The following is a 25,985-nucleotide window of genomic DNA, read 5'->3' on the forward strand; positions in this document are numbered from 1 at the left end:
TTTGAAAAAAATAAAGAAAAATATAAAAATAGATATTCTGACAGTTAGATATTTAGCTTGAACTTGCCGTAAAACCTCATAAAAAAGGACAAAATAATTTGTGTGAGACAAGAATTAATCCCTATATTTGCATCGCAATTAAGGAAAAATGGTCCAGTAGCTCAGTTGGATTAGAGCAATAGCCTTCTAAGCTATAGGTCCCAGGTTCGAGCCCTGGCTGGATCACTTGATTTTTTTGCAACACATATTTTAAAGGATGGTCCAGTAGCTCAGTTGGATTAGAGCAATAGCCTTCTAAGCTATAGGTCCCAGGTTCGAGCCCTGGCTGGATCACAAAGGAGAATAAAACACCGTTTTATTCTCCTTTTTCTTTTCTGTGAGTCAAAAAAAGATCCTTCCCTAAAACTTAGAAAAGGATATTTCATAAAACCAATTTATTTTTTAATTCTGAGAGTTATTTAACATCAAAGGAAATTTAATATAGAACACACTCCCTTTATTAATTTCAGACTCCAGCCATATTTCTCCTTGTAAATGTTGAACCATTTGCTTGGATATGCTCAGGCCAATACCTGTACCTCCAAAACGACGCGTATAACTCTCTTCCCCCTGTCTGAATTTATCAAAAATATAGGCTTGTTTCTCAATAGGAATTCCAATACCTGTATCCTTCACCCAAAACAAGATGGTATTATTCTCATGTTTAAAATCCACGACAACTTCACCTTGTTTGGTAAACTTAATCGCATTATCAATCAAATAGGTTAAAATCTGTTTCAGTCTATGAGAATCAAAATAAATATGAGTCTTCTCTAATCGCTCATAATCCGGAAAAACAAGATCAATATTTGATTTATTATTATTTTCTTTTAGACGCTCAAATTTATCTTTAATTTCGACAAATACATTTTTCAGATTAAAATGAGAATAGTCAATTTTTACGGTCCCCGTTTCAAGTACAGAGAAATCAATAATATCATTAATTAGGGCCAATAAAGAATTACTGTTATCAACAATATGATCCACAAATTCAGTTCGAAGTTCATCATCTAAACCGTCTTGTTGTAAAAGCTGAGAGAAGCCCACAATTGCATTCATCGGCGTTCTAATCTCATGAGTCATATTCGATAAAAATGCAGACTTAAGCTGATCTGACTTTTCCGCCAGTTCTATAGCGTGCTTCAACTCATTCTCTTTCTTCGTTCTGGTATCTATCATTGCATTAACAGTAGAAGCCATATTCTTGAAATCAGAGAAATAAAGCTTATCAATATCTATCTTTATAGACTGAGTTGATGCCTTTTTAAAGAAATCGTTAAATGAATAAATACTTTTATTCATTTTGGATGAAAGTATTCTGGCCGCTAAATAAAGCATTACAAAAGTCAATACGATTAACAGAACGACTTTTAAACTATAGTTTATCATCCTATCGTACAATACAGCTCTTCTTTGGCCAATTATATTTTCAACACTTTGAGTATAAAATCCCGAACCTATAATCCAGTTCCACTCGTCAATATCGTGCAGATATGAAATCTTTTCGCCATTATCTAAATTATAGGTAATAAAACGATCCTTTTTCGATCCCATAGGAAAAAGAATCTTTCTTGAGATTTCTATATCTTCTTCCTCTTCAAAAGTTCTGTAATTACGCCCTTGAAATTTTTCATCTTTGTGAAGCAAACAAGTTCCATTTTTTGAAAAAATAAAAAAGTAGTTGCCTTTATCCACTTTCATCTTCTTAATTCTTTCAATACAATCCGATTGTATAGCTTCTAAAAAATCATCCGCATATGCAAAACTCCCCATATACCAATTATAGGGTTTAAATTTCTTGACATAGGATATTTTGTTGTAGGCGTTGTATTTATTGGGAATATCTTTAGAATTCTTGTATCTAATAAAGGATTCATCTGAATCTTTAAGATGCTTAATTTCATTAATGACCAACTGATTTTGATTAATATCCTTAAAATTCAGTAACGAACGTCCCTCATATTCCGGATTGTTCGGATAAAGAACCCCAACTCCATTGAGGGTATTAATGAAAATATATCTTTTCTTAGAGTTAAATCTAAAAGCAGAAATTGCTTCCTTAATTCTAGTCTGAATGGCCTTTTCAGAAAGAATGCTCTTATTCTTATTATAAATATGCAAAGCTATTTCATAAGCCTGATCCACATTGGTCTTTAAATTCTCCTTTATCGTTTCTTCAGATTGATTCTCTCTAAATTCTATATAATCAATACTCTTTTTAGTATTCTCAACTAACATCTTCTTATGTTCCTCGATAAACTGATCTCTCAATGAATTGGATTCCAAGGTAAATTGGGCATATTCATTATAAATCCATATTCCACCTATAACAATAAGAACCAGGCTTGAAAGCGAAGAGAAAAGAAAAAGGTAGGCCTTACCAATACTAATATTCTGAAAATGTCTGAAAAGGGAAAAATGTTTCAAGGCATTATTTTTTTAGGTCATTTACTTACGAAAGCGTTCAACAATTAATTTGAAAATTGGATTAAATAGCTCCAAATTTCTTTTAATCTCCTCAAGTATTGGTATATCAATCTGGCCATTTACAACTTGCATTGTTTCCGAATAATGGTTTAAAATGGCCTGATGATACCTCTTGACTTCCAAATTTAGTATAAAATGAGGAATTTTTCGGTATTCGGCATGTATTACAAACTCTTTTTCTCTAATATATTTATTCTCTAAAAGAAAATTATAGATATCAATAAAATGTACGGATGAATTTCCCAAAAAACTTCTGAATTCAAATTTCTGCATCAAAGGAATTTCATAAAATAAATCTAATTCAGAATGAGTTGAGGGTAGATAATTAATGATAATTCTATTTTGGTTGACATTGACATGATCAAATTCAAAAGACCAAGCTAAGTCGTGATAGTCTTTGAGTTCCTTTTTTATTTCATGCAACAGTCTCAAACGAGGAAGAACCGTGCAAGTGAAATTCGTATTCGATGCAAACAACTCTTCTGCTTTGCTAATATTTTGAAGATTCAATTCAGCTTTCATTCCTATTTCTTTTTTAGATTGTATTCAAAATTAAGCAATATCGATTTAATCTATGTCAATAATAAGACTCATTTTTAGATTCAAAAAACAATTGGATTACCAAACAGATTTGCACCTTATTACTAATAAGTTATGCAGAAAAATAATTTGACAAACTTGACAGTTAAATATTCAAAGCATATTTATTATCATTGCAGAATGCTTAGAAGAATTATAACCCTGCATATAACTATCATATTTTTGATATCACTCAGCCCCTGCTTATCACAAGCATCGAGCCGATATCAATCATCTTTTACGCTAAACGACGGTTTGCCCAGTAATAATGTGCACCAGATATTCTGCGATTCTCGCAATATCGTTTGGCTTGCTACAGATGCAGGATTTTTCGAATTCGATGGAGGTAAAATCATCATTCGTAAAGAATTGGAGCACCTTTACGGAGAACGAATTTTATCTGTCTGCGAAGACTATGACAAGAACCTATGGATAGTAGCTGATAATATTGGCTTATGCTGTTTCGACGGACACAGCATCAAAACATACAGTCACAAGGATTTAGGCATCAAAAAGGGGATTCAAACTGTAATATTCAGCAGTGAGTACAATAATCTTGTAATCGGCACAACTGAAGGTATATTCAGAATCTCCATTAAAAATAAAGAGAAGTTATTACTAACACCTTTCGATACAAAAGAAACAACTCACATCACTCGTTTTATTGAGGACAACAATCAATTTCTTGCCATTTCTAAAGAAGCAAAAAAGATATTTAAGTGCAACTTTACGACCAATCAGGCTAAACTTTTAGACAGAGACGACTACCTTCCTTTAATTGAATTCAACCAGTTTCACACGGCACAACTTTTAAATGAACTGGCTCTAAAAAACGAAGCATTTAAAATTCGAAATATTGAATATGACGACATTGAATGCGAGATCATACAAAAGAAACAAGTGACGAACGAGACTTTTTACCTGATTCGATATTTCATTGCAGATGTTGAATATCGGAAAGTGCTGAGAGTTTCCGAACAAGAAGTTGAAGACTTCTCCCAATCAAATAATATTGAAGATGTATTTGTACAATCAATTTTTATTGATGATGATGAAAGTAATATTTGGCTAGGAACCAAAAACAATGGTATTTTACACTTTCAAAATTCAATTTTCCAATACTTTAATGCCTCCTATTTCAATCTGGATGAACTTGCTATTTCTGATATTGCGACTGATGACAAGGGCTATATATACATCGCTACAAAAAATGAAATCATCTATTTTAGAGAGAATCAAATCCAAAAGCGAATCTCTACCTCAGAATTGTGCACCATAAAAGACGGACGTCACTCAACGGTATGTGAAGACAAAATTCAAATTTTTGATATTTTTAATGATGGTCATTCGAAACTTTGGTTAGCAACCAATATGGGATTCTACACCCTTGATTTAAATAATAATTCCATTAAATTCATAGGTATAAGTCCTGCTGAAAAATTTGTTTTCACTAGTGAGGGGCAATTATGCTGTCTGTGGAAGAATGAATTCTCCGTTTTTGCCGGTAAAAATTTTCAACAAAAAACATTCTCTTATCAAATTTCAAAATCAATAAAAGTTGATGTCAGTAAAATTGTATCACATAATTCTGAAGTTTGGTTCGCCACAAAACAACTTGGACTTTTCAGATTTAAATCGAATGAAGTCAAGCAGTTCAACAAGAACAATTCTGATATCCACAATGTTATAAACGATTTACTCATATTGCCTGATGGCAATATGGTTGCCGGAGGAAATAATGGCAGCATCTACAAACTTAGATACCAAAATGATAAGCTTAATTTAATAGGAGTAATCGATCAGGATTTAGGGCTCTCAGGTAATACAATACAAGGTTTTCAATATTTAGATGATGGTTCATTATGGTGCGGAACAAACAAAGGAGTTTATCGTTTTGACTATCAATCCTGGAAATCGGATTCGGCAATTACATATCAATTTTGGAATCAAACAAAGGGCTATTACGACCGAAGTGGTAAAAAGTCAGTTGTTGATAAGGATCAGAATATCTGGGTACAAACAAACAAACAGCTTCTAAAAATAACCCCATCGTTTATTGATGATATACAAACAAGCTACTGCTCTATAAGGCTTAAAAAACTGCAGGTTTACAACAAAAACTGGTATCCCGATTCGTCAAAAATAAACGTTTGGACGAAAGAGATAACGGGACCGATTCATCTTTCAGACAATCAAAATTACCTAACCTTTTCATTTGGGTTTCAAAACTGTTTAAACCCTGGCGAAAGTATCTTTCGCTATCAGTTAAAAGAATTCGATACTGAATGGTCAGATTGGAGCACCAATACACAAGCTGTATATTCCAATCTTCCTAGTGGTGATTATATCCTAAATATTCAGGGTAAACATCTGAATAAGGCCAATATCATTCCCTTCTCTATTCATGTATCAGTTGCCTATCCTTGGTGGAAGAAACCCTGGTTTTATGCCATTACTTTTGCTGCTCTCGTAGCTCTTATAATTGCTGTCATGAGAATTTATACCCACAAAATTCGCAAAGAAGAGGAAGAACGAAATAAAATAGGTACAAGTATCTTAGGACTTAAGATGAAAACGCTTCAAAATCAACTTGACCCCCATTTTATTTTCAATGCACTAAACTCAATTCAAGGCTATATTTTAGAACAGGAAACAGAAAATGCACTTGATTATTTATCTGATTTTTCAACCGTTCTTCGCAAAAACATTGATAATGCGGATAAGGATTACATCACACTCTCAGACGAAATTGCTTATTTAAAACACTATGTGAAACTTGAACAAATGCGTTTCATGGATCGTTTTATTTTTGAGATCGTCTTAAGTAAAGAAATTAACCCTTACAATTATAGCATTCCACCAATGCTAATTCAACCCTTCATCGAAAGTGCCATCAGATTTGGATTATCTGATTGTAAAGGTGATGGTTTAATCCTGATCACCTTTGATTTGGAAGACAATAATTACATCCGTTGTACGATTGAGGACAATGGCATTGGACGTTCGAAATCGAAAGAATTTGATGCCGAAAGCCGCAAGTCTTCTCATGAGAAAACAATGCAAATTGTTCAGGAGAGAATATCCCTCCTTAATAAAATGAACAATAACACGTTTAAATACGACTACAAAGTTTTCGATCTATTTGATGAATCTCAAAAGCCGATTGGTACAAAAGTCGAAATTGGTCTGCCTTTTCGTAAAACAGAAAACGAACGCATTTAAATAAGCTCAAAATAATGAACAATTTCTTTCCTATAGGCTTCTAAAAGTTGCTTTAATAAAGGATGATTGACATCAAATGAAATGGCATTTATGCTTCGAATAGGAAGTATTTGCGGTGACGTTCCTGTCAGGAATGCAGCATCGTAATTCGAGAGGGTCTCAAAGGGAATATCCTCTTTAAAAACAGGAATTCCCATGCGTGCACATATCTCGATAATTTTACCCCGTACAATTCCATTCAGCACCATATCATCCGGAGCAGTCACCAACCTGTCAGCCTTAATAAAAAATAAGTTGGACCTGCTCCCCTCGGTTATATGATTCAGATTATCCATCAAAATAACTTCAAATATTTCCGGACTTTCTATGATCGAATTCGTGTAGGTTCGAAGTTCATGATTATAAACTTTTGCATTGGGATGGCTTCGTTCTGCATTATAAACTACAGTGTTAACGCCTTCTAAATAGGCTTGGCTATCAGGATAATTATGATGTACGAAATAGCAATAAAAATTACGGTTGTTCTGATGAATATTAAATACAATTTTAATATTTCCATTACGCACACCATTCCTGCTGATAACCATCTCAATTTTCTCGACAAGTTCTGAATAATTCAGCCACACAAATTGTCCAACTTGCTTCGCAGAATTCTCCAAACGTATCAAATGTTCTTTTAAAAAGACAGGTTTCGAGTTCATGACACGAATCACCTCATAGAGAGACAAACCTCGTCTAAAAAATTCATTTCGAAATTCACTTGTATCCCTAAGTTTACTATTGTGTAAGTATTTATATTGCGAGCACTCTTTCATTTCCTGTTTTACGTCTGATATAAGCTACAAATTAAGCTTTTTTTAAGGAATCGATCTTGCCTAAAGCCACAAATATTCTAATAGATTGATTTCTTTCAGCTAAACTTAAATGTAACCACATTGAAGAAGATCAGATTATTAAAAAAACGTATAAATTTGGTGTATATTTGTAATCAATTGTCAAGCTGCTTAATTTTAAGTTCAAGCTTTTTCTAATTAAAACTAAATCAAAAAAAATATGGCCAGTAGAAGAGACTTTAAGAAAGATGTAAATTTCTTAACCAACGAAATCTTTATGCGCAGTATCATTCATCTTGAATTCTTTGGAAAAAGAAATTCAGACGAAGTTTACACTATTATGAACGAAGCTGCTGATGCACGCAATAACTACATTGCTCGTATCAATCAAAAAATAGAAGAAAAGGCCGCTATTAAGCCTCATTTCAAATCGATTTACGACGATTTGTTGAAATCGACTCATGAACTGCTTGAGAAGATTGACAATCTGGATATAGACTAAAAACACAATAGTATATATTTACAAATGCAAGGGCTATTCGCTTTTGCATTTTTTTATGCAAACTCAACCAACAACCAACAACCAACTAAATGAAGAAATTATTATTCACCCTGATAGCAAGCTCATTTCTAACGATGGGTATTGCTCAAACCAATAAAAGAGCCTTAAGGCATAGCGATTATGATGGATGGAAAGATATCGAGAACCAGATCATTTCAAATGATGGCGACTGGCTTTGTTATGAAGTAAATCCACAGCGAGGAGATGGTTACCTTTATCTGTATCAACATTCAACAGCCAAACTCGATTCGTTTCCCCGAGGATACGACGCAAAATTCACACCTCAGTCTGAGAGTCTGGTATTCAGAATAAAAACTCAATTTGATACCATCAGACAAGCTAAATTGAAAAAAGTAAAATCCAAAGATTTACCTAAAGATTCGCTGGCAGTTTTAAATCTATCAAATTATAAACTGGACAAATATGCCAACTTAAAGTCATACCAAACATCTATAGATGATGGACAATGGATTGCATTCTTAGTAGAAACAAAAAAAATAGAAACAGACACGCTTAAAGAGGCGAAAAAATCTAAAAAGAAGAAAGCAAAAGGAAAGGATAAAATCGAAGTGGCTGATTTAAAGCTCAAAAATCTACTTACAGATGAAGTGATTGACTTTTCAAATATAAGTGATTACAAGCTATCCAGAAATGGACAAGCTGTTGCATTCATCAGTCAAAGTCAGGATACTGTTTCAAAAGCTGAAGTTTCTATTCTAAAATTCAAGGATAAAAAGCCAAATGCTATTTTCAACGAGACTGGACTAGCAAAAAAGCTCAGTATTTCTTCTAAAGGAGATAAATTAACCTTTATTTTCTCAGCCGATACTTGCAAACAAAAAAGGTACAATTTACACTACTTCGACTCAAAATTAAAACACTCAAAAGTTATATTAGATTCAGTAAACAAAACTGTTACCCAAGACTGGGAAGTGAATGAGAACAGCCAATTAAATTTCTCCAGAAATGGTGAGAGCCTATATTTTGGGATCGCGCCCAAAATTGAAAAGGAAAAAAAGGATACTCTTTTAGATGAAGAAAAGTACAGACTGGATGTATGGAGTTGGAAAGATCCCTTACTGCAGTCTGAACAGAAGGTAAAGCTTAAGAAAGAACAGAAAAGAACATATCTAGCTGTTTACAACTGCAAGAAAAACACAATCAATCAACTTGCGGATAAAAGTTTACCACAAGTTAAACTATACGATCATGGCAATGCTGACTTAGCTTTAGGAAGCTCATCTCTCCCCTACCAAATGGAGGAATCGTGGAATGATTGGTTCAAAGATTATTACCTAATCAATGTTAAGAATGGTCAGTCTGAATTAGTCCTTAAAAAGAAAAATTCAACGGTTAATATATCACCATCTCAAAAGTACCTGTACTGGTACGAAACGGCTGACAGCACATGGAATACTTACAATATTGCCAGCAAAAAAACGTGTAACCTGACTCAAAATATTCCTTTTAACTTTTATTCCGAGACGCATGATATGCCAAGTGATCCTCAGCCTTATGGCGTCATGGGATGGACAAAAGATGATCAATATATCTTAATCCAGGATCGTTACGACATATGGAAAGTTGATCCCAAAGGAAAAGAAAAAGCTAAGAACCTAACTCAGGGTTTAGGCCGCGAAAATAACATCCGCTTCAGCTATGTGAAACTTGATACAGAGGAACGCTTTATCGATTGGGATAAAAGCTTACTATTGAAGGCTTTTGGCGAATACAATAAAAAATCCGGTTTTTACAGATTAATAAACGGCGAAACTCTCCAGAAAATATGTTTAGATGATGTGAGTTACTCAAATCCTGTAAAAGCTAAAAAAGCCGATCGACTTGTATGGAAACGCTCAACATTTGTTGACTATCCAAATCTTTGGTTGAGTGATTTAAACTTTGAAAACCAAAAACAAATTTCTAATGCAAACCCTCAGCAAAAAAATATCCTTTGGGGGAATGTTGAACTTGTAGATTGGGTATCAGGCGATGGTGAAAAATTGCAGGGAATGCTTTTTAAACCTGAAAATTTTGATCCAAACAAGAAATACCCAATGCTTGTCTATTTTTACGAAAGAGTTAGCGATCGATTACATAAGCATTATGTGCCTCAACCCAACTGGTCAATCATCAATCCAAGTTACTGCGTGAGTAATGGGTACCTGATTTTCATGCCGGATATTAGTTATTCTAAGGTTGGACATCCGGGAGAGAGTGCATACAGTTCAATCGTAACCGGAACACTGGCTATGATGGATCGCTTTAATTTTATCGACAAAGATAATGTTGCCTTGCAGGGACAAAGTTGGGGTGGCTATCAAATTGCTCAGTTGGTAACAAAAACAAATCTTTACAAATGTGCGATGTCAGGTGCTCCTGTGAGTAATATGACTTCGGCTTACGGCGGTATTCGTTGGAAGAGCGGACGTAGCAGAATGTTCCAATACGAACATACACAAAGCCGAATTGGCGGAACGCTTTGGGAAAAACCCTTGCATTACATTGAGAATTCTCCAATTTTCTCAATTACTAAAGTGAAAACACCCCTACTCATCATGCATAACGACCATGATGGTGCTGTGCCATGGTATCAAGGGATTGAATACTTTGTTGCCATGCGTCGCTTACAAAAGCCCTGCTGGATGCTTTCATACAATGATGAAGCTCACAATCTAAAAAGACGTGCAAACCGAATGGATCTATCTATTCGAATGATGCAGTTTTTTGATTATTATTTGAAAGGCGAGCCAGCTCCTGCCTGGATGATTGATGGTATACCTGCCATCAAAAAAGGGAAATACGATGGCTATGAACTAAAAGAATAAACAAATGAAAAGACCTCAAATAAATTATTTGAGGTTTTTTCATTTATAACAAACTTGGTTTTAAATATCTATTGCCAAACCATCGTAAGCCATAAAAACATTCTCGGGTAACTCTTTTGAAATTTCCTGATGAAAACCCAATTGGTGAGAAAAATGCGTTAAATATGCTTTTTCGGGCTTCAACTCTTCAATTAAAGCCAAAGCTTCAGAAAGTGTAAAATGAGATAGATGTTTTTCCCTTCTCAAGGCATTCAGAACAAGAACCTTCAAACCTTTTAATTTCTCTTTTTCTTCTGCAGGAATATAATTGGCATCGGTAATATAAGCCATATCACCAATTCGATAACCAAAAACAGGCAGCTTTAAGTGCATCGCCCGAATAGGAAGAATACGTGTGCTATTTATTTGGAAAGCCTTATTGTCGACATCGATCAGATTCAATTGAGGAATTCCGGGATAGCGAAACTCAGCAAAAACATAGGCAAACTCTTGTTTCAGCGATGCCTGTACCCGCTTCTCAGCATACACATCAATTGCTCTCTTATTCACCCAATTAAAGGCACGTACGTCGTCTAAACCGGCCGTATGATCTTTATGCTCATGTGTAAACAAAATCGCATCAAGCTGCTGTACATTGGCCCTCAACATTTGGTATCTGAAATCAGGACCACTATCAATAACGATCGTTTGCCCGTCAACTTCAACCAAAGCAGATGTTCTCAAGCGCTTGTCCTTTTTATCAGTAGATAAACAAACGGGGCATTTACAAGCAATAATGGGTATTCCCTGTGAGGTTCCTGTTCCTAAAAATGTAAGCTTCACTCTTTTTAAATTAGTGATTAACGATTAATAATGACTTTATGACTAAGATTTTTAAGCGCCTTAAGTTACTGCTTACAATGACTCTTAAAAACGTCTCCCTTTTTAACATTACTCTTTATTCCTTTTCACCTTCTTTCTATACTCCATCCTAAAAGACAAATAAAGCAAATAGAGTAATACGAATACAGCCATAACTGCTGAAGGTATGGCGGCTTCCTTTCCAAATAATGTGAGTGCAGTAACAACTGCAAAGCCTGAGCTTTTAATCGTCAATAGAAGATTTTGTGTCATGGCAACTTCCTTTTTGACTCCTATTCGCGCTGCAAATTTCTCATACACCCAACCTAAACCAAATATGCTGAGGAATAAAACCAATGCTACCAGAAAAAGGACATCAAAATTTGAGAAAAACACTTGTCTGTTTAAGCCTACTGCCGTAAAAATAAGCAGTGCAAATCCCCAATCGACCACTCGTCCCCTCACCTTCTCAACAGTTGGTTTGATAGGTTCCCACAGCAATAATCGAGAGATCAACATCGGTATTAAAACCAATTTAACCATGGTCATAAAAAGCATGCCGGAGTCGATCCCTCCATCCACATTACTCAACAAACCAACAATGGCCGGAGCCAGAAAAACAGAGCTTATAAAAGCCCCTAAAACTCCAACAATGCCATATTTAATATCTCCCTCCAAAATGTGCGAAAAAGGAATCACTGCCAAACCTGGAGGCGTAGCTGCAATCACAACAAAACCTAGAAATAATTCCGGAGTAGGCATCAAGAAATAAGCCAGACTAATAATAACCGCGCCAAAGACAAAATAATTAAGAACTGAACCTAACAATAAGGGTTGAATCATTTTTTTTAAAGGGAAAAGCGCTTTAGTACTTAAACCTGTAGTCGAAAAAACCATAACAACGGCTAAAATATAAAAGGTATATTCCTTTAAATTTTCAGCCCAGTCACCTATCGTTAAACCGAGAACTACGGCTAATATTAAGACAAAATTTCGATCTCGTATTATGCGGGTAAAAAGTTGTATCATCGTTCGTATTTTTGTAAAACAAAGATGATACAATTCAAGTCCAATTCAAAACGATTCTAAGTAATAATAATCCCATCTTTTTCAACATATAAATTCAGAATTTAAGTGCAAGTTGCTAAATTTAAAACTCAATAAAATAGAAAAGGATATTTCCTCATTTCGTAAACCAACACATTTCATTATTTTTCAACACAATTCATATGACTTTTTTTAAAGATTTCGGATTCGGACTCCGTACTTATTCTGAAGCTCTCAGCTTTATTTTCAAAAAAAAGCTGGCTTGGTTCTTCCTATTTCCCATTGCCTTTAATATTCTGCTTTTCTGGTTTGGTTGGGACTTAGTAAGTCATTTCACGGAAACAGCAAAAGTCTATCTCGAAAATCAGCTTCAGTTAAAACAAGGGGATTTTTGGGGCTCAGGCTTCTTAAAAACCGCTATGGATGCCTTTGTTTGGATCACATTCAAAGTCATGTTTTTCTTACTTTTTGCCTATCTGGGTGGGTACATTATCATTATTCTGATGTCCCCCATTTTCTCCTACCTATCAGAACGAACTGAGAAAATTAAAACAGGAGTTGACTATCCTTTTAGCATTGTTCAGCTTTTAAAAGATGTTTTAAGAGGAGTCTTAATCGCAATCAGAAACTTCAGTATCGAACTCCTTCTTACCGGCCTCATGTTCATCCTGAGTTTTATTCCTATTATAGGTTGGTTTGCCGCAATTATGCTTTTCTTTATTTCAGCCTATTTCTATGGCTTCTCATTCATGGACTATGCCCTTGAACGCAAAAAATTAAATCTAAAACAAAGCGTCCAGTTCATGGGGGAAAATAAAGGAATTGTTATTGCCAATGGCTTTGTCTTTTCTCTTTGTTTGATTATACCTTTCTGCGGTGTTTCCTTCTCAAGTTTTGCAGCCATTATTTCGGTTGTGGCCGGAACTCTAGCCATAAGCGAGATGGATACAAGAAACTAGAACACTACAAAATTAAAAACCTTTAGCCTTAGAATAGAAAAAGCCACCTTAGCGGTGGCTTCTATTTTATATCTGAATATTAGAATTATTTCTCAATATTTGGAAGTTCAAGGCCATAGCCTTTTTTACGATCTTCTGCTTTCAATAAGAAACCAAATACAGTAGCTAGTATGGTTAATCCAACAAAAATTAACCAAGTTGATGAATAATCAAACATGGGAATATCCCCAGCCTCTCTTAGAGCCTGAACTTTTGCTGATATTTCGTTTGCAGGAATCCCCTCTGCTCTGAAATTAAGGATGGCACTTTCGGTTTTTTCATTAACACCTGGATTTGTTTTATCTAAAACAACACCGAGTAAAATAGGCACAAGCATTAAACCAATATTTTGAACATAGAAAATTAATGCATAAGCTGACCCTAATTGCTTATCAGGAATAATCTTTGGAACCGAAGGCCACATAGCCGAAGGAACTAATGAGAAAGCAATTCCCAGTAGAACAACCGCGAAAATTGCAACCCATGTTGCAGTCAGCGCAGGTATATAGAATATGGTATGTACAATAACAAGCAATACAGCTCCAAGAATCATGATAGAAGCACCTTTACCGTATTTATCGTATATAAACCCAAACAAAGGCGTTAAAAGAATCGTTCCAAATGGTAAGATAGAAGGAATATCACCAGCTGTAGATGGATCAATACCAAACTTGTTCACCATTAAACCCGAAGAAAACTTATAAAATGGGAAAACGGCAGAATAGAATAACAAACAAAGAATAGCAATATACCAAAAGCCCTTGCTTTTAATAATGACACCAAGATCCGAAATTTTGAATGGTTCTTCCTCCTCAGCTTCATCTTCAATTTGTTTATCCAATCTCACATCCATTAGGCAATAAACAATGAAAAGGATTAATCCAATACACAAAGCAATCGTACCAACTAATACAGCCGTTGGGATGCTAAAAGCATCAGCAATTCGAGGAGATCCGAATAAGGCAAGAAACGAACCTAAACGTGCCAGGGCCATCTCAGTACCCATTGCAAGCGCCATTTCTCGTCCTTTAAACCATTTCACAATTATTCTGGATACAGTTATACCAGCACCTTCAGCTCCAACACAGAATATTGCAAATCCTGTTGCTGAAACAAACACTCTGGAATCAATCCCTATGATTGTAGATCCTATTTCGAAATTATGGGCAAATGCATAATATTTGACAATAGCTCCAAAAATCATTACCAAACCAGATCCAATGGCGGTAAATTTAATCCCCATTTTATCTAGTACAATACCCGAAAAGATCAGCATAAATGCAAATACATTTAAGTATCCCTGGGCACCCGTAACCAGCCCCCAATCTGTACCACTCCATCCGTATGTACTTTGAATAAGCGTTTGAAGTGGAGAGAGTACCTCCATAAAGGTATATGCTATAAGCATAGTTACCGAAACGAGAATTAACACAAACCAACGAGCGCCTGCACTATCTCTCAAAGTCTTTTTAATAGCATCTGTCATTACAATAAATTTTGGGTTAGAATTTAGTTTTTGGGTTTTATATCTTACTAAATTAAGATTAATGCCTAAAAAAACAAACCTGTATTTTATCACTTACAGCTACTTACGAAAAAAAGCCACCCGAAAGGTGGCTTTTAAAACTTTTATATCGTATTTGAAATTATTCCTGAATATTAGGAAGATCCAAACCGTATCCTTTTTTCTTATCTACAACTCTCAAGAAGAAAGCTACAACAAGAGCAGCAATACCACAACCAACCATCAACATCATTGGCTCAGTATAATTAAGAGCAGCACCGTCAGCAATTCCTTCGTTTGCCGAATCCAATACAGCTCCCAAAAGCATAGGGAATAACATTAGACCCACATTCTGGATCATAAAGATCATTGCATAAGCTGAACCCAAACGTGATTCCGGTATAATCTTTGGTACTGAAGGCCACATAGCAGCAGGTACAAAAGAGAAAGCAAAACCTAGAACAATCATGGCAGCAAATGCAAACCCAGTATTACCAGGTAAGAAAGCAAAAATAGTGTGTGAGAAGATCAATAATAAAGATCCCAACATCATAATACTAGCTGATTTTCCTTTTTTATCCATGAAAGCACCAAAGATTGGCGTTAGAATCATTGTTCCAATAGGAAGAAGACCTACAATCATTCCTGAGAATTCTTCAGCAAAACCATATTTCTGAACCATCAAGTCTGGCGCAAACTTCGTGAATGGGAAAACTGCTGAATAAAATAAGACACAAAGCAATGAAATTAGAATAAATCCTGGGTTCTTGAACAACAAGAATACATCAGAAGCCTTAAATTCTTCTTCAGAAGCGACAACACTAGTATCAGCAGCCACCTCAGCATCTAACCTCTTATCCATCATATTATGAACAAAGAATGCCAATAAACCAATAACTAAAAGAACAACACCAAAAGCCAATGGACGTGAAATAATTTTATCAGCACCAGTCATCCATGGTGAAGCAGAGAATGCGATAAGCATACCACCACGAGCACAAGCCATCTCAAGTCCCATCGCCAATGCCATTTCTTTTCCCTTAAACCATTTTACAATGATTCGAGAAACAGTAATACCAGCAATCTCAACACCTACTCCGAATAAAGCATATCCAATCATAGCCATCTTTAAAGAAGGCTTATAGTCAGTTAAAAACGAGTTAAGAAAGTTATATCCTAAACCACCATTATTAAAAGTATCTGTCATGGCGTAATAGTTGAAAAAAGCTCCAACAATCATAATCCCAACAAAGAAAGTACCTGTAAAACGAATACCTGCTTTATCAAGGATAATCCCACCAAAAATAAGCATCAAACAGAAGACGTTTAATACAGAATAAGAACCAGCAAAAGTTCCATAAGATGAGTTTGACCATCCCATTTGGTCACGTAACATTCCCTGTAAAGGAGACATGATATCTGTAAAGAAATATCCTGTAAGCATCAAGAACGATACCGTTAATAAAACGAACCATCTTGCACTTTTGCTGTCTCGAATTGAAAGACTAGCAGCTTTAGTTATAGCCATGTTTTTAATTTTTTATTTCGTTTAAGTTAATGTTTTAGAGCCCGCTAAATTAAGATTTATACTGAGACAAGCAAAACTGAGCCCCATGTTTTTAAATTGTGTCGCTGAACCTCATATTCTCTACAGCACATAATACGACCCCAACAATCTCGGATCATGACAGTTGCATAACAATTACAAAGCCTGAACATTGGGAAATGAATACGCTTTGTATAAGAAACAGGAACGTTTAAGTATTTAACATCTAGCTTTAACCTTCCTTTAAACTTTGTCCTTATCTTTGTTATCTGACATATTTAGAATAAAAAGATGCAAACACTGACTCAAAACACTGGACTGTATACCGATTTTTATGAGCTCACCATGGCTCAAGCCTATTTTTACAGTGGCAAACAGGAAGAAACCAGCACATTCGATTATTTTTTTCGTACCAATCCTTATAAGGGTGGCTATGTCGTATTTGCAGGTTTACAAGATCTACTCAGTATTCTATCGAAATTCTCTTATTCCGATGAGAATCTGGCTTTCCTAAAAAAAGCGGGTTTAAAGGATAAATTTCTGAACTATTTAAAAGATTTTAGATTCAGAGGAACCATATATAGTATGAAAGAGGGTGAAATCGCTTTTCCATACGAACCCATTATACGTGTAGAAGGCCGTATGATTGAGTGTTTACTGATTGAAACCATTCTTTTAAATTACCTCAATTTTCAATCTCTGATTGCAACCAAAGCCTGCCGTATTCGTTCAGTTATTGGCGACAAGACCTTTGCCGATTTCGGATTAAGAAGGGCTCAGGGGTTAGGTGGTATTCATGCAAGCAGAGCTGCTATTATTGGTGGTGCAAATTCAACATCAAACGTTTATGCTGCATTCAATTATGGCATTCCTGTAAGTGGAACTCAAGCTCATGCATGGGTGCAAAGTTTTGAAAAAGAAATTGATGCCTTCCGTCAGTATGCTGAAATAAATCCTGACACAACCGTTTTACTTGTTGATACTTATAACACGCTTAAATCGGGTATTCCCAATGCCATTCTGGTTGCTAAAGAACTTGAAAAGAAAGGACATAAGCTTGTCGGGATTAGATTGGACAGTGGTGACCTGGCCTATTTAAGCAAGAAAGGACGAGAAATGCTTGATGATGCCGATCTGAGTTACGTTCAAATATTTGCATCAAATCAACTCAACGAATATGTCATAAAGAGTTTAAACGAACAGGGCGCCAGAATTGATGGGTATGGTGTGGGAACCGAATTGGTAACCGGGAACGACACAGGTGCTCTTGACGGGGTTTACAAGCTGGTTGAAAACAACAACAAACCTTGTTTAAAAGTCTCGGAGAATGTTGAAAAAATGACCCTCCCGGGCAGAAAAAAAGTCGTGCGCTATCTTGATAAAGATGGGATGTTCTTTCGGGATGGAATTCTCTTAGTTGAGGAAGATCATATTAATCAAATTTACCACCCTTTTCACTCACATAAAACAACCGAACTTGGTGACTTAACTTTTGAGGTGCTAACACAAAAGGTTATGGGTAATGGAGAAATCCTAATCGAGGAACAAACTCCAAATGAAATAAACACCTATCTGCAAAAACGTTTTGCACAACTTCCTGATGAGCATAAACGATTCATTAGCCCACATATTTATAAGGTTGGTGTCTCGGAGAAAGTCCTCAATCTTAAAAATGAGATGCTAAAAGGCATTCACAACAAAATGAACTAGAACCTACAAGAATAAGAATCTATGGATATCAGAATACATATAAAAAAACCGACGCTTTTACTCGACAAAAATAAGTGCACGCGTAATATCGAAAATATGATCGATCGTGCAAAAAGATGCAATCTTAGCCTTCGTCCTCATTTTAAAACCCATCAGTCGGCTGAAGTTGGAGAATGGTTTCGTGAGCTTGGTGTCAACAAAATTGCGGTATCCTCACTACAAATGGCTCAATATTTTGCAGACAACAATTGGAAAAATATCACAGTTGCCATGCCTGTTAATTTGAGAGAAATGGACCTCATCGACGAGTTGGCAGGAAGAATTGAGCTTAATATACTAGTCGAATCTGCAGAAAGCATCCACCATCTTGAGGCTGAATTAAATAATAAAGTGAATGTCTTTATCAAAATCGATACAGGCTATCATCGCACCGGAATTTCTGCTGAGGATACTGATGGTATTCAAAACTTGCTGAATTATATCAAAGCCTCAACCCGACTGCAATTCAAAGGATTTTTAGCACATAGTGGTCACAATTATCAAGCTAACGATCCTGACGAAATTCACAAGAACCATAAAAAAACTGTACTCGATTTAAACGAACTAAAAGATGTTTTCAGATCTCAGTTTCCTGATCTGGAGGTTTCACTAGGTGATACACCTGCTTGTAGCATTAGTGACGAATTCTTTGGAATAGACGAAATACGTCCTGGAAATTTTGTTTTCTACGATATGATGCAATTCGTATTAGGATCCTGCGAAGAAGACGAAATAGCTGTGGCTATGGCTTGTCCAATTATTGCTAAACATGCCAACAGAAACGAAATTGTAATTTACGGAGGGGGTGTTCATTTCTCAAAAGAATATCTTGAAGCTGACGAAGAAGGAACCAAACTTTTTGGCTCACTGGTCAACATTAAACCTGATGGCTGGAGTCCGATTATGAGCGGTGGTTTTCTTTCAAACCTATCTCAGGAACATGGTATCATAAAATGCAACGAAGATTTCTTTAACGAATTTCAAGTTGGCGATTTAATAGGTATTCTCCCCATTCATTCGTGCATGACCGCCAATTTGATGGGAAGCTATTTAACTCTTGAAGCTGAAACCATTGAAATGATGTGATGAGTTATAAAAATTAACGACCCTAAGTTAGAATACTAAAATAGCCCGATTTTCATCGGGCTATCTTTATTTTATATCATTCGAAGATTACTTCTTCACAGGAATGTTCTTAAGGGTTTCAACGGTGAAATCCCAGAATTTCTGAACAGTATCGATCTTCACTTTCTCGTCAGGAGAATGTGGGAAACGAATAGTTGGTCCGAATGAAATCATATCCCAATGTGGGTAATTTGCACCCAATAAACCACACTCAAGACCTGCATGAATGGCTTTAATCTCAGGAATCTTACCATACATCTCGTTATAAACATTCTGCATAGTTTTCAAGATTGGAGAATCCATATTTGGTTTCCATCCTGGATACTCACCTTCCAATACAACCTTAGCACCTGCCAAAGTAAATACAGAAGAAATCATTTCAGCCAAATCTTCTTTAGCAGAATTCACTGAAGAACGCAATAAAGTCTGAATCATGATCTTTTTGTCATCGCTATAAACGCGAGCAAGGTTGTTTGATGTCTCAACCAAACCTGGCATTGCATCACTCATACGGATTACGCCATTAGGACAAGCATAAATCGCATCAATTAGGCGATTCTGAAGTTTACCCTTCATCACGTTCTTTGGTAAGTCACATGGCTCAGCAAAGAAAGTTAGATCTGGCTCAACACCACTTAGCTCAGCTTTGAAAATCTCTTCGTACTCTTTCAATGATGCCGCACAAGCATCAACATGCTTCTCTGGTACAACAACAACAGCAAAAGACTCACGAGGAATTGCATTACGCAACGATCCACCATCAACAGAAGAAATACGTAAACCAAAATGCTTAGCAGCATGCTTTAAGAAACGGAATAATAATTTGTTAGAGTTTCCTCTACCCAAAATAATTTCCATTCCTGAATGACCACCCTTAAGACCTTTCATATTCAATTTGAAAGCAACAGTTCCTTTAGGGGTTTCAGTCAATTTATTTTTGAAAGTAATATTCGCATCGATACCACCGGCACAACCTACGTACAATTCACCTTCGTCCTCTGAATCCATATTCAAAAGAATATCGCCATCAAGAACACCTGGCTGTAAGCCAAAAGCACCTGTCATACCTGTTTCTTCGTCAGAAGTGAATAAAGCCTCAACCGGACCATGAACCATATCAGTTGATTGCAATACAGCCATAGCTGCAGCAACACCCATACCATTATCAGCACCCAAAGTTGTACCGTTAGCAGTCAACCACTCACCATCAACATAAGTCTCAATAGGATCTTTCTCAAAATCGTGCTCTGTATCAGAGTTTTTCTGAGGAACCATATCAAGGTGACCTTGCATCACAACACCCATTCTATCTTCCATTCCTGGAGTAGCAGGCTTCTTAATAATGATGTTTCCAACCTCATCTTTAATTGTTTCAAGACCTAAGTCTTCGCCAAATTTCACCATGAATGCCTGAATAGCATCTTCGTGCTTAGATGGACGAGGAATTTGAGTTAATGCATAAAAGTTTTCCCAAATTGCTTTAGGTTCTAGGCTTAAAATTTCTTTGCTCATTATAATTGTGTTTTAAGTATTTATGAATTTTTCAACACTCAAAATAGAATCAATTAATTAGACTTCTATTTTTTAAGAGTCCTAAAGGTATAAGTTTTTTGATTTTAAGAAAAGAACAGAGCCAAAACCTTTGGGGAAATAACAGATTTTAACAACATAAACGATTTGGTCTGGACTGAAATCAACAAAAGTGAATAAAAACAAAAAGCCGATAGAATATTATTCCATCGGCTTCGATATGCTTGTTTAAAATCTGATACTAATCCTTATACATCTTTTCGATAAGATGCTTGTACTTTTCCTGTATCACTTTTCTTTTCAATTTAAGTGTTGATGTAATTTCACCTGCTTCCATTGAAAATTCCTTTGGCAGAAGTGTAAATTTCTTAATTTTTTCGAAACGAGAAAATTCCTTTTGCATCTCCTCAAATCGTTTTTCAAAAAACTCAACAATCTGAGAGTGAGCAATTAAATCCTCAATAGAGTCAAAGGAAATATTATGTTTTTTTGCATACTGTCGTAAAGGTTCAAAAGCAGGAACTGCCAATGCGGTCACATACTTCTGACAATCTCCAATAACAGCCACCTGCTCAATAAATTGATCATTTACCAAAGTTGTTTCCAACTTTTGAGGCGCCACATATTTACCTCCTGAGGTTTTCATCAAATCCTTTATTCTATCGGTAATCGTCAAATTTCCGTTCTCATCAATTCTCCCCGCATCACCCGTGCAAAACCAGCCATCCTTCATAACCTTAGCTGTTTCTTCCGGCTTTTTGTAATAACCTCGCATCACACCCGGGCTTTTCACGAGTATCTCGTCATTCTCTCCAATCTTAATCTCAACACCATTCAGTGTTTTTCCTGTGGTATTAAAATCGATATGCGTATCACCATATAAACAAACGGTCGCCATCGTCTCAGTAAGACCATAACCCATTTTAACATTGATTCCAACCGAATGGAAGAAAGCGATAATCTCTGATGAAAGTGGAGCGCCGCCACAGGGTGTAAAATTGATTCTTCCTCCAAAAATATCACGGAACTTACTCAATACTAATTTATCAGCAAGTTTATATTTCAATTTCAAACCATAAGGGATTTTCTTCTCGAAACGCTTGTACTGATTATTACGTAACTCCCCTATTTTCAGCGACCAATTCAAAATTTTCTTTTTAATGCCTGAAGCATCCTTACTCTTATCCTGAATAGCTGAATAGACCTTCTCATAAATACGAGGAACCGTACACATTAAGGTTGGTCTGGCCTCTTTCATCGTTGGACCAATTTGTTTTGGGTCTCGATTGAAATAGATTTTATAACCTCTGTGTAAGCAGAAAAACGTCCAGCCACGTTCATATACGTGACTCAATGGTAGAAAACTTAAAGAAACTTCATCATCACTAACCGCAAGTTCCTTATCGTGAGAACGCAGAACTGAAGTAATATTATTGTGGTCAATCATCACCCCTTTGGGCTCACCAGTAGTTCCTGAAGTATATATTAGGGTTGCTAAATCATCAAGATTAGCTGTTTCGAATCGGGCATCAAACTCTTTCCCCAGACGGGAAGCCTTACCCATTTCGATAAACTTATCCCAATACATTGTATGTTTGTGGTCGTTTATTTTAACCGACTTATCAAAAACAATAACCATTTTAACTTGAGAGCATTCTCCAAGCAACTCCATGGTTCTATCATATTGTTCTTGTTCGCCTACAAAAATAGCCTGAACAGAAGCATCTTGTATAATATACTTTGCTTCAGTTGTCGAATTGGTTGGATAGATTGGAACCGTTATGCCTCTTACACTCATAACTGCAAGGTCGGCAACAATCCATTCCGGCATATTTTGAGAAAAAATAGCAACGCTTTCTTGTATCCCAATGCCCAATTTAAGCAGAGCTTTAGATACTTGTCTGGTTTGAATTCCAAATTCACACCAACTCACATCAACCCATTCCCCACTATCCTCATTCTTATAAGACATCGCAACCTTATCGCCAAATTTTTCAAATCTCTGGCGAAGATGTTTGCCCCAATGTTGATAATCCATAAAACTAGTTTAGTTGTAAATCGCTGCAAAGATACACATGTTTAGCCGACTTGAAAGCATTTCGAAGGAAATGCAAATTCATAATCGTCCACTCAAAACTCCAAACACAACATAATTCAAATGTAATCCGAATAGAATCCTCAATAAAATCAAGCGTTTACAAAAATAGTGATTTTAGACTTGTATCTAAAACCACTATTAAAGCTAAATGTCTTTATTAAAAGGCGAATTCATCAAAAAATGACAAATTCATCCCACAAAATGGATCCGTTTTTAACGAACATGAAAGTTTAGCAATTCTTCACCTTCCAATTCGCCAACCAAATGATCTCCAATTTTCACAGGCCCAACCCCTTCCGGAGTTCCCGTGTAAATCAGATCACCAATTTTAAGCGTGAAATACTTTGACAGATAACTGATCAGATAATCAATTGAGAAAATCAAATCGGACGTATTACCAGCCTGTACTTTTTTCCCGTTGATATCCAAACTGAAACTCAAAGCATTTATATCTTTAAACTTTGTTTTGGGTACAAATTTAGAGATGGGAGCTGCCCCGTCAAATGCTTTTGCCTTTTCCCAGGGCAAGCCTTTTTTCTTGCATTCTGCCTGAATATCACGAGCAGTAAAGTCAATCCCTAAGGCTAGCTCTTCGTAATACCGATGCGCAAATTCAATCGGAATATTTTTCCCAACTCGATTAATCTTAACCACAACTTCAACCTCATGATGGATATCCTTAGAGAAATCTGGATAATAAAAGTCGTTATTGCTTTTTAAAAGCGCTGAATCAGGCATTGAAAAAACCACAGGTTCGGTAGGCACCGGGTTGTTCAATTCTTTGGCATGATCCACATAGTTTCTACCAATCGCTAATATTTTCATAGTGTTATTCGTGAAATAGTTTATTCCTTTTCAAAATCAGAAACCCAATTCTATTGGGTTCTACATGTTAAAGTTTCTAAGCTTAATCTCAGTCAAAACTTTCTTTGTATACAGTGGAAAATCATTGTTCATGATCCAACCATAATAACCGGGTTGTTCTTTCAAAACCTCTTCAACAGCTTTTCCTTTATTCTTCCCAAAATTAAAGGTTTCGACTCCTTTTTTATCAAAAACAATCATTCCTGCAAAATCCGCATTTTTATTCTGAGTTGAGAATTTTGAAAGGTAATCGATATCATTTTCAAGATTTTCATATTTATCCAATTGGGATTTTAAAACCTCGTATGTTGCAATAGTATCCGCCTCGGCACCATGAGCTCCTTCAAGATCTTTTCCACAATAGAACTTATAAGCTGCCGTTAATGTACGTTGCTCCATTTTATGGAAAATGGTCTGAACATCAACAAATTTGCGTTTTCTCATATCAATATCGATATCAGCACGCAAGAATTCCTCAGCCAATAAGGGAATATCAAATCGATTGGAATTGTAACCTGCCAAATCACAACCTTCAATGTATTTTGCTATGATTTTACCTATTTCTTTAAAAGTGGGCTCATCCTTTACGTCCTCATCATAAATGCCATGTATGGCACTTGCTTCTTTAGGAATTGGAATACCTGGATTCACACGATATGTTTTGGTCTCTTCATTACCGTTTGGACTCACCTTTACAATAGCAATTTCTACAATTCGATCTTTCGATACATTAATCCCGGTTGTTTCTAAATCAAAAAAAGCAATGGGGTTTTTCAAATTCAAATTCATGTTGACTTGTTCTTTTGGAGAAGTTATAATTATATCTCTAAATTTCACAATCTAAAGATCTCATCTTAAATAGAAAAAACCTAATGAAAGGATACTCTCATCAGGTTTTTTTACAGACATTATATTTTCGTTTAAATTAAACGTTAATCATCATTGGCATTAACAACATCAACACGTCTTCATCCGCATTTTCGTTATCGTATGGTAAGAATAAACCTGCACGAGTCGGGTCAGAAAGTGCAACCACAACATTTGATGAAGAAATATTCTGAAGAATTTCCAAAAGAAATACCGATTTAAATCCAATCTCAAGAGCTTCACCTTCGTACTGACACATCAGTTTTTCACGAGCTGAAATAGAGAAATCGATATCCTGAGCTGAAACAACCAATTCGTTATTATTTAACTCAAATTTAATCAAGTTACTTGCCGGATTTGAAAATACAGATACTCGCTTAAGAGTATTGTAAAGCTCAACACGATCAATGGTTAATTTAAACGGGTTATTGGTCGGAATTACCGAACCATAGCTTGGATATTTTCCTTCAACCAAACGACAAATCAACTTGTAGTTAGAAAGCGTGAAGAATGCATTTTTATCATCGAACTCAACCAATACTGGATTTTCTTCTTTAGGAAGAATATTACGAAGCAATGATGCTGGCTTTTTAGGAAGAATAAATGACGATTCAACTTCTGAACGACCATCAAGACGCTTGTAACGTACCAATTTGTGCGCATCAGAAGCAACAAAAGTTAGATCATTATTATTCAATTCAATGAAAATACCATTCATTACAGGACGCAGCTCATCATCAGCAGTCGCAAACAAGGTTTTGTTTACACCTTTTAATAGAACTTCGCTGGCAACCGTAATATTTACAATGCTATCTTGTTCTTTTTCCGGATTCTTAGGGTAATCATCGCCATTCTGACCAGGAATACTAAACTTACCATTCTCGGTACTCAATTTCACAGCTAAAGTCTGAGGATCAACTTCAAAAGTCAATGGCTGCTCAGGAAACTCTTTTAAAGTATCAGTTAAAATCTTTGCTGGAAGTGCAATTACACCCTCACCTTCAGAAGCATCTAATGGAATCGTTGTAATTAATGTGGTTTCCAAATCAGAAGCAGTAGCTATCAATTCACCATCCTTCAATTCAAATAAAAAGTTATCGAGAATTGGAAGTGTGTTTTTGTTGCTAATCACACGGCTAATAGCTTGAATGTGTCCTAAAATCTCAGTACTTGATACTACAAATTTCATATGTATATAATTTGTTTTTAAGTTGACTTCTGAAACAACACTTGACTAAACATCCTGTTAATCAGTCAGATTTCATCT

General features: G+C 35.8%; 18 protein-coding genes and 2 tRNA genes. 8 read left to right on the top strand and 12 right to left on the bottom strand.

Annotated features, from left to right (window positions below; translation table 11 throughout):
• Positions 1-150 precede the first annotated feature (150 nt).
• A tRNA-Arg gene (locus tag EV201_RS06300) sits at positions 151-225 on the top strand.
• A 33-nt stretch (positions 226-258) separates the two neighbouring features.
• Positions 259-333 (top strand) — tRNA-Arg (locus tag EV201_RS06305).
• Between the two features lie 108 nt (positions 334-441).
• Here the strand turns inward: EV201_RS06305 and EV201_RS06310 are convergent.
• Positions 442-2,466, bottom strand: a complete 2,025-nt coding sequence (locus EV201_RS06310; protein WP_130306686.1) for a cache domain-containing protein — start codon at positions 2,464-2,466, stop codon at positions 442-444.
• Between the two features lie 21 nt (positions 2,467-2,487).
• A complete protein-coding gene (locus EV201_RS06315) occupies positions 2,488-3,048 on the bottom strand; it encodes a hypothetical protein (RefSeq protein WP_130306688.1) in 561 nt (186 codons plus the stop codon).
• 312 nt (positions 3,049-3,360) lie between these two features.
• Here EV201_RS06315 and EV201_RS06320 point away from each other — a divergent pair, with 312 nt between their 5' ends.
• Positions 3,361-6,327: a sensor histidine kinase gene (locus EV201_RS06320; protein ID WP_165389603.1), complete on the top strand. Its 2,967-nt coding sequence runs from the start codon at positions 3,361-3,363 to the stop codon at positions 6,325-6,327.
• Here the strand turns inward: EV201_RS06320 and EV201_RS06325 are convergent.
• A complete protein-coding gene (locus EV201_RS06325; protein ID WP_130306692.1) occupies positions 6,324-7,142 on the bottom strand; it encodes an aminotransferase class IV in 819 nt (272 codons plus the stop codon). The genes EV201_RS06320 and EV201_RS06325 overlap by 4 nt on opposite strands.
• A 238-nt stretch (positions 7,143-7,380) precedes the next feature.
• Here EV201_RS06325 and EV201_RS06330 point away from each other — a divergent pair, with 238 nt between their 5' ends.
• On the top strand, positions 7,381-7,662 hold the full coding sequence (locus EV201_RS06330; protein ID WP_130306694.1) for a hypothetical protein: 282 nt from the start codon (positions 7,381-7,383) through the stop codon (positions 7,660-7,662).
• 89 nt (positions 7,663-7,751) lie between these two features.
• A complete protein-coding gene (locus tag EV201_RS06335) occupies positions 7,752-10,550 on the top strand; it encodes an alpha/beta hydrolase family protein (protein ID WP_130306696.1) in 2,799 nt (932 codons plus the stop codon).
• 60 nt (positions 10,551-10,610) lie between these two features.
• Here the strand turns inward: EV201_RS06335 and EV201_RS06340 are convergent, their stop codons facing one another.
• Both EV201_RS06340 and EV201_RS06345 read right to left on the bottom strand, forming a co-directional pair.
• Positions 10,611-11,372, bottom strand: a complete 762-nt coding sequence (locus EV201_RS06340; protein ID WP_130306698.1) for an MBL fold metallo-hydrolase — start codon at positions 11,370-11,372, stop codon at positions 10,611-10,613.
• 108 nt (positions 11,373-11,480) lie between these two features.
• Positions 11,481-12,419, bottom strand: coding sequence for a bile acid:sodium symporter family protein (locus tag EV201_RS06345; RefSeq protein ID WP_130306700.1), 939 nt, complete (start codon positions 12,417-12,419; stop codon positions 11,481-11,483).
• 200 nt (positions 12,420-12,619) lie between these two features.
• On the opposite strand from EV201_RS06345, the gene EV201_RS06350 reads away from it, so the two are divergent.
• Positions 12,620-13,396 carry an EI24 domain-containing protein gene (locus EV201_RS06350; protein ID WP_130306702.1) on the top strand — a complete coding sequence of 259 codons (777 nt, stop codon included), beginning with the start codon at positions 12,620-12,622 and terminating at the stop codon, positions 13,394-13,396.
• Between the two features lie 85 nt (positions 13,397-13,481).
• Here EV201_RS06350 and EV201_RS06355 read toward each other — a convergent pair whose 3' ends face one another.
• Both EV201_RS06355 and EV201_RS06360 read right to left on the bottom strand, forming a co-directional pair.
• Positions 13,482-14,921: an MFS transporter gene (locus EV201_RS06355; RefSeq protein ID WP_130306704.1), complete on the bottom strand. Its 1,440-nt coding sequence runs from the start codon at positions 14,919-14,921 to the stop codon at positions 13,482-13,484.
• A 160-nt stretch (positions 14,922-15,081) separates the two neighbouring features.
• Positions 15,082-16,467 carry an MFS transporter gene (locus EV201_RS06360; RefSeq protein WP_130306706.1) on the bottom strand — a complete coding sequence of 462 codons (1,386 nt, stop codon included), beginning with the start codon at positions 16,465-16,467 and terminating at the stop codon, positions 15,082-15,084.
• A 309-nt stretch (positions 16,468-16,776) separates the two neighbouring features.
• Between EV201_RS06360 and EV201_RS06365 the strand changes: the two genes are divergently transcribed.
• Together EV201_RS06365 and EV201_RS06370 are read left to right on the top strand one after the other, a co-directional pair.
• A complete protein-coding gene (locus EV201_RS06365; protein WP_130306708.1) occupies positions 16,777-18,195 on the top strand; it encodes a nicotinate phosphoribosyltransferase in 1,419 nt (472 codons plus the stop codon).
• A 21-nt stretch (positions 18,196-18,216) separates the two neighbouring features.
• The gene (locus EV201_RS06370) at positions 18,217-19,320 is read left to right on the top strand and encodes an alanine racemase (RefSeq protein ID WP_130306710.1); all 1,104 of its coding nucleotides are present in this window, start codon (positions 18,217-18,219) and stop codon (positions 19,318-19,320) included.
• 87 nt (positions 19,321-19,407) lie between these two features.
• Here EV201_RS06370 and EV201_RS06375 read toward each other — a convergent pair whose 3' ends face one another.
• The 5 genes from EV201_RS06375 to dnaN form a co-directional block, all read right to left on the bottom strand.
• Positions 19,408-20,871, bottom strand: coding sequence for an aminoacyl-histidine dipeptidase (locus EV201_RS06375; RefSeq protein WP_130306712.1), 1,464 nt, complete (start codon positions 20,869-20,871; stop codon positions 19,408-19,410).
• 259 nt (positions 20,872-21,130) lie between these two features.
• Positions 21,131-22,927 carry an AMP-dependent synthetase/ligase gene (locus EV201_RS06380; protein WP_130306714.1) on the bottom strand — a complete coding sequence of 599 codons (1,797 nt, stop codon included), beginning with the start codon at positions 22,925-22,927 and terminating at the stop codon, positions 21,131-21,133.
• 273 nt (positions 22,928-23,200) lie between these two features.
• Positions 23,201-23,812, bottom strand: coding sequence for a fumarylacetoacetate hydrolase family protein (locus tag EV201_RS06385; RefSeq protein ID WP_130306716.1), 612 nt, complete (start codon positions 23,810-23,812; stop codon positions 23,201-23,203).
• 60 nt (positions 23,813-23,872) lie between these two features.
• The gene (locus EV201_RS06390) at positions 23,873-24,640 is read right to left on the bottom strand and encodes a 3'-5' exonuclease (RefSeq protein WP_130306718.1); all 768 of its coding nucleotides are present in this window, start codon (positions 24,638-24,640) and stop codon (positions 23,873-23,875) included.
• Between the two features lie 136 nt (positions 24,641-24,776).
• On the bottom strand, positions 24,777-25,907 hold the full coding sequence (gene dnaN / locus EV201_RS06395) for a DNA polymerase III subunit beta (protein ID WP_130306720.1): 1,131 nt from the start codon (positions 25,905-25,907) through the stop codon (positions 24,777-24,779).
• Positions 25,908-25,985: the final 78 nt, after the last annotated feature.

It is taken from the genome of Ancylomarina subtilis (genome assembly GCF_004217115.1).
Classification (GTDB): Bacteria; Bacteroidota; Bacteroidia; order Bacteroidales; family Marinifilaceae; genus Ancylomarina; species Ancylomarina subtilis.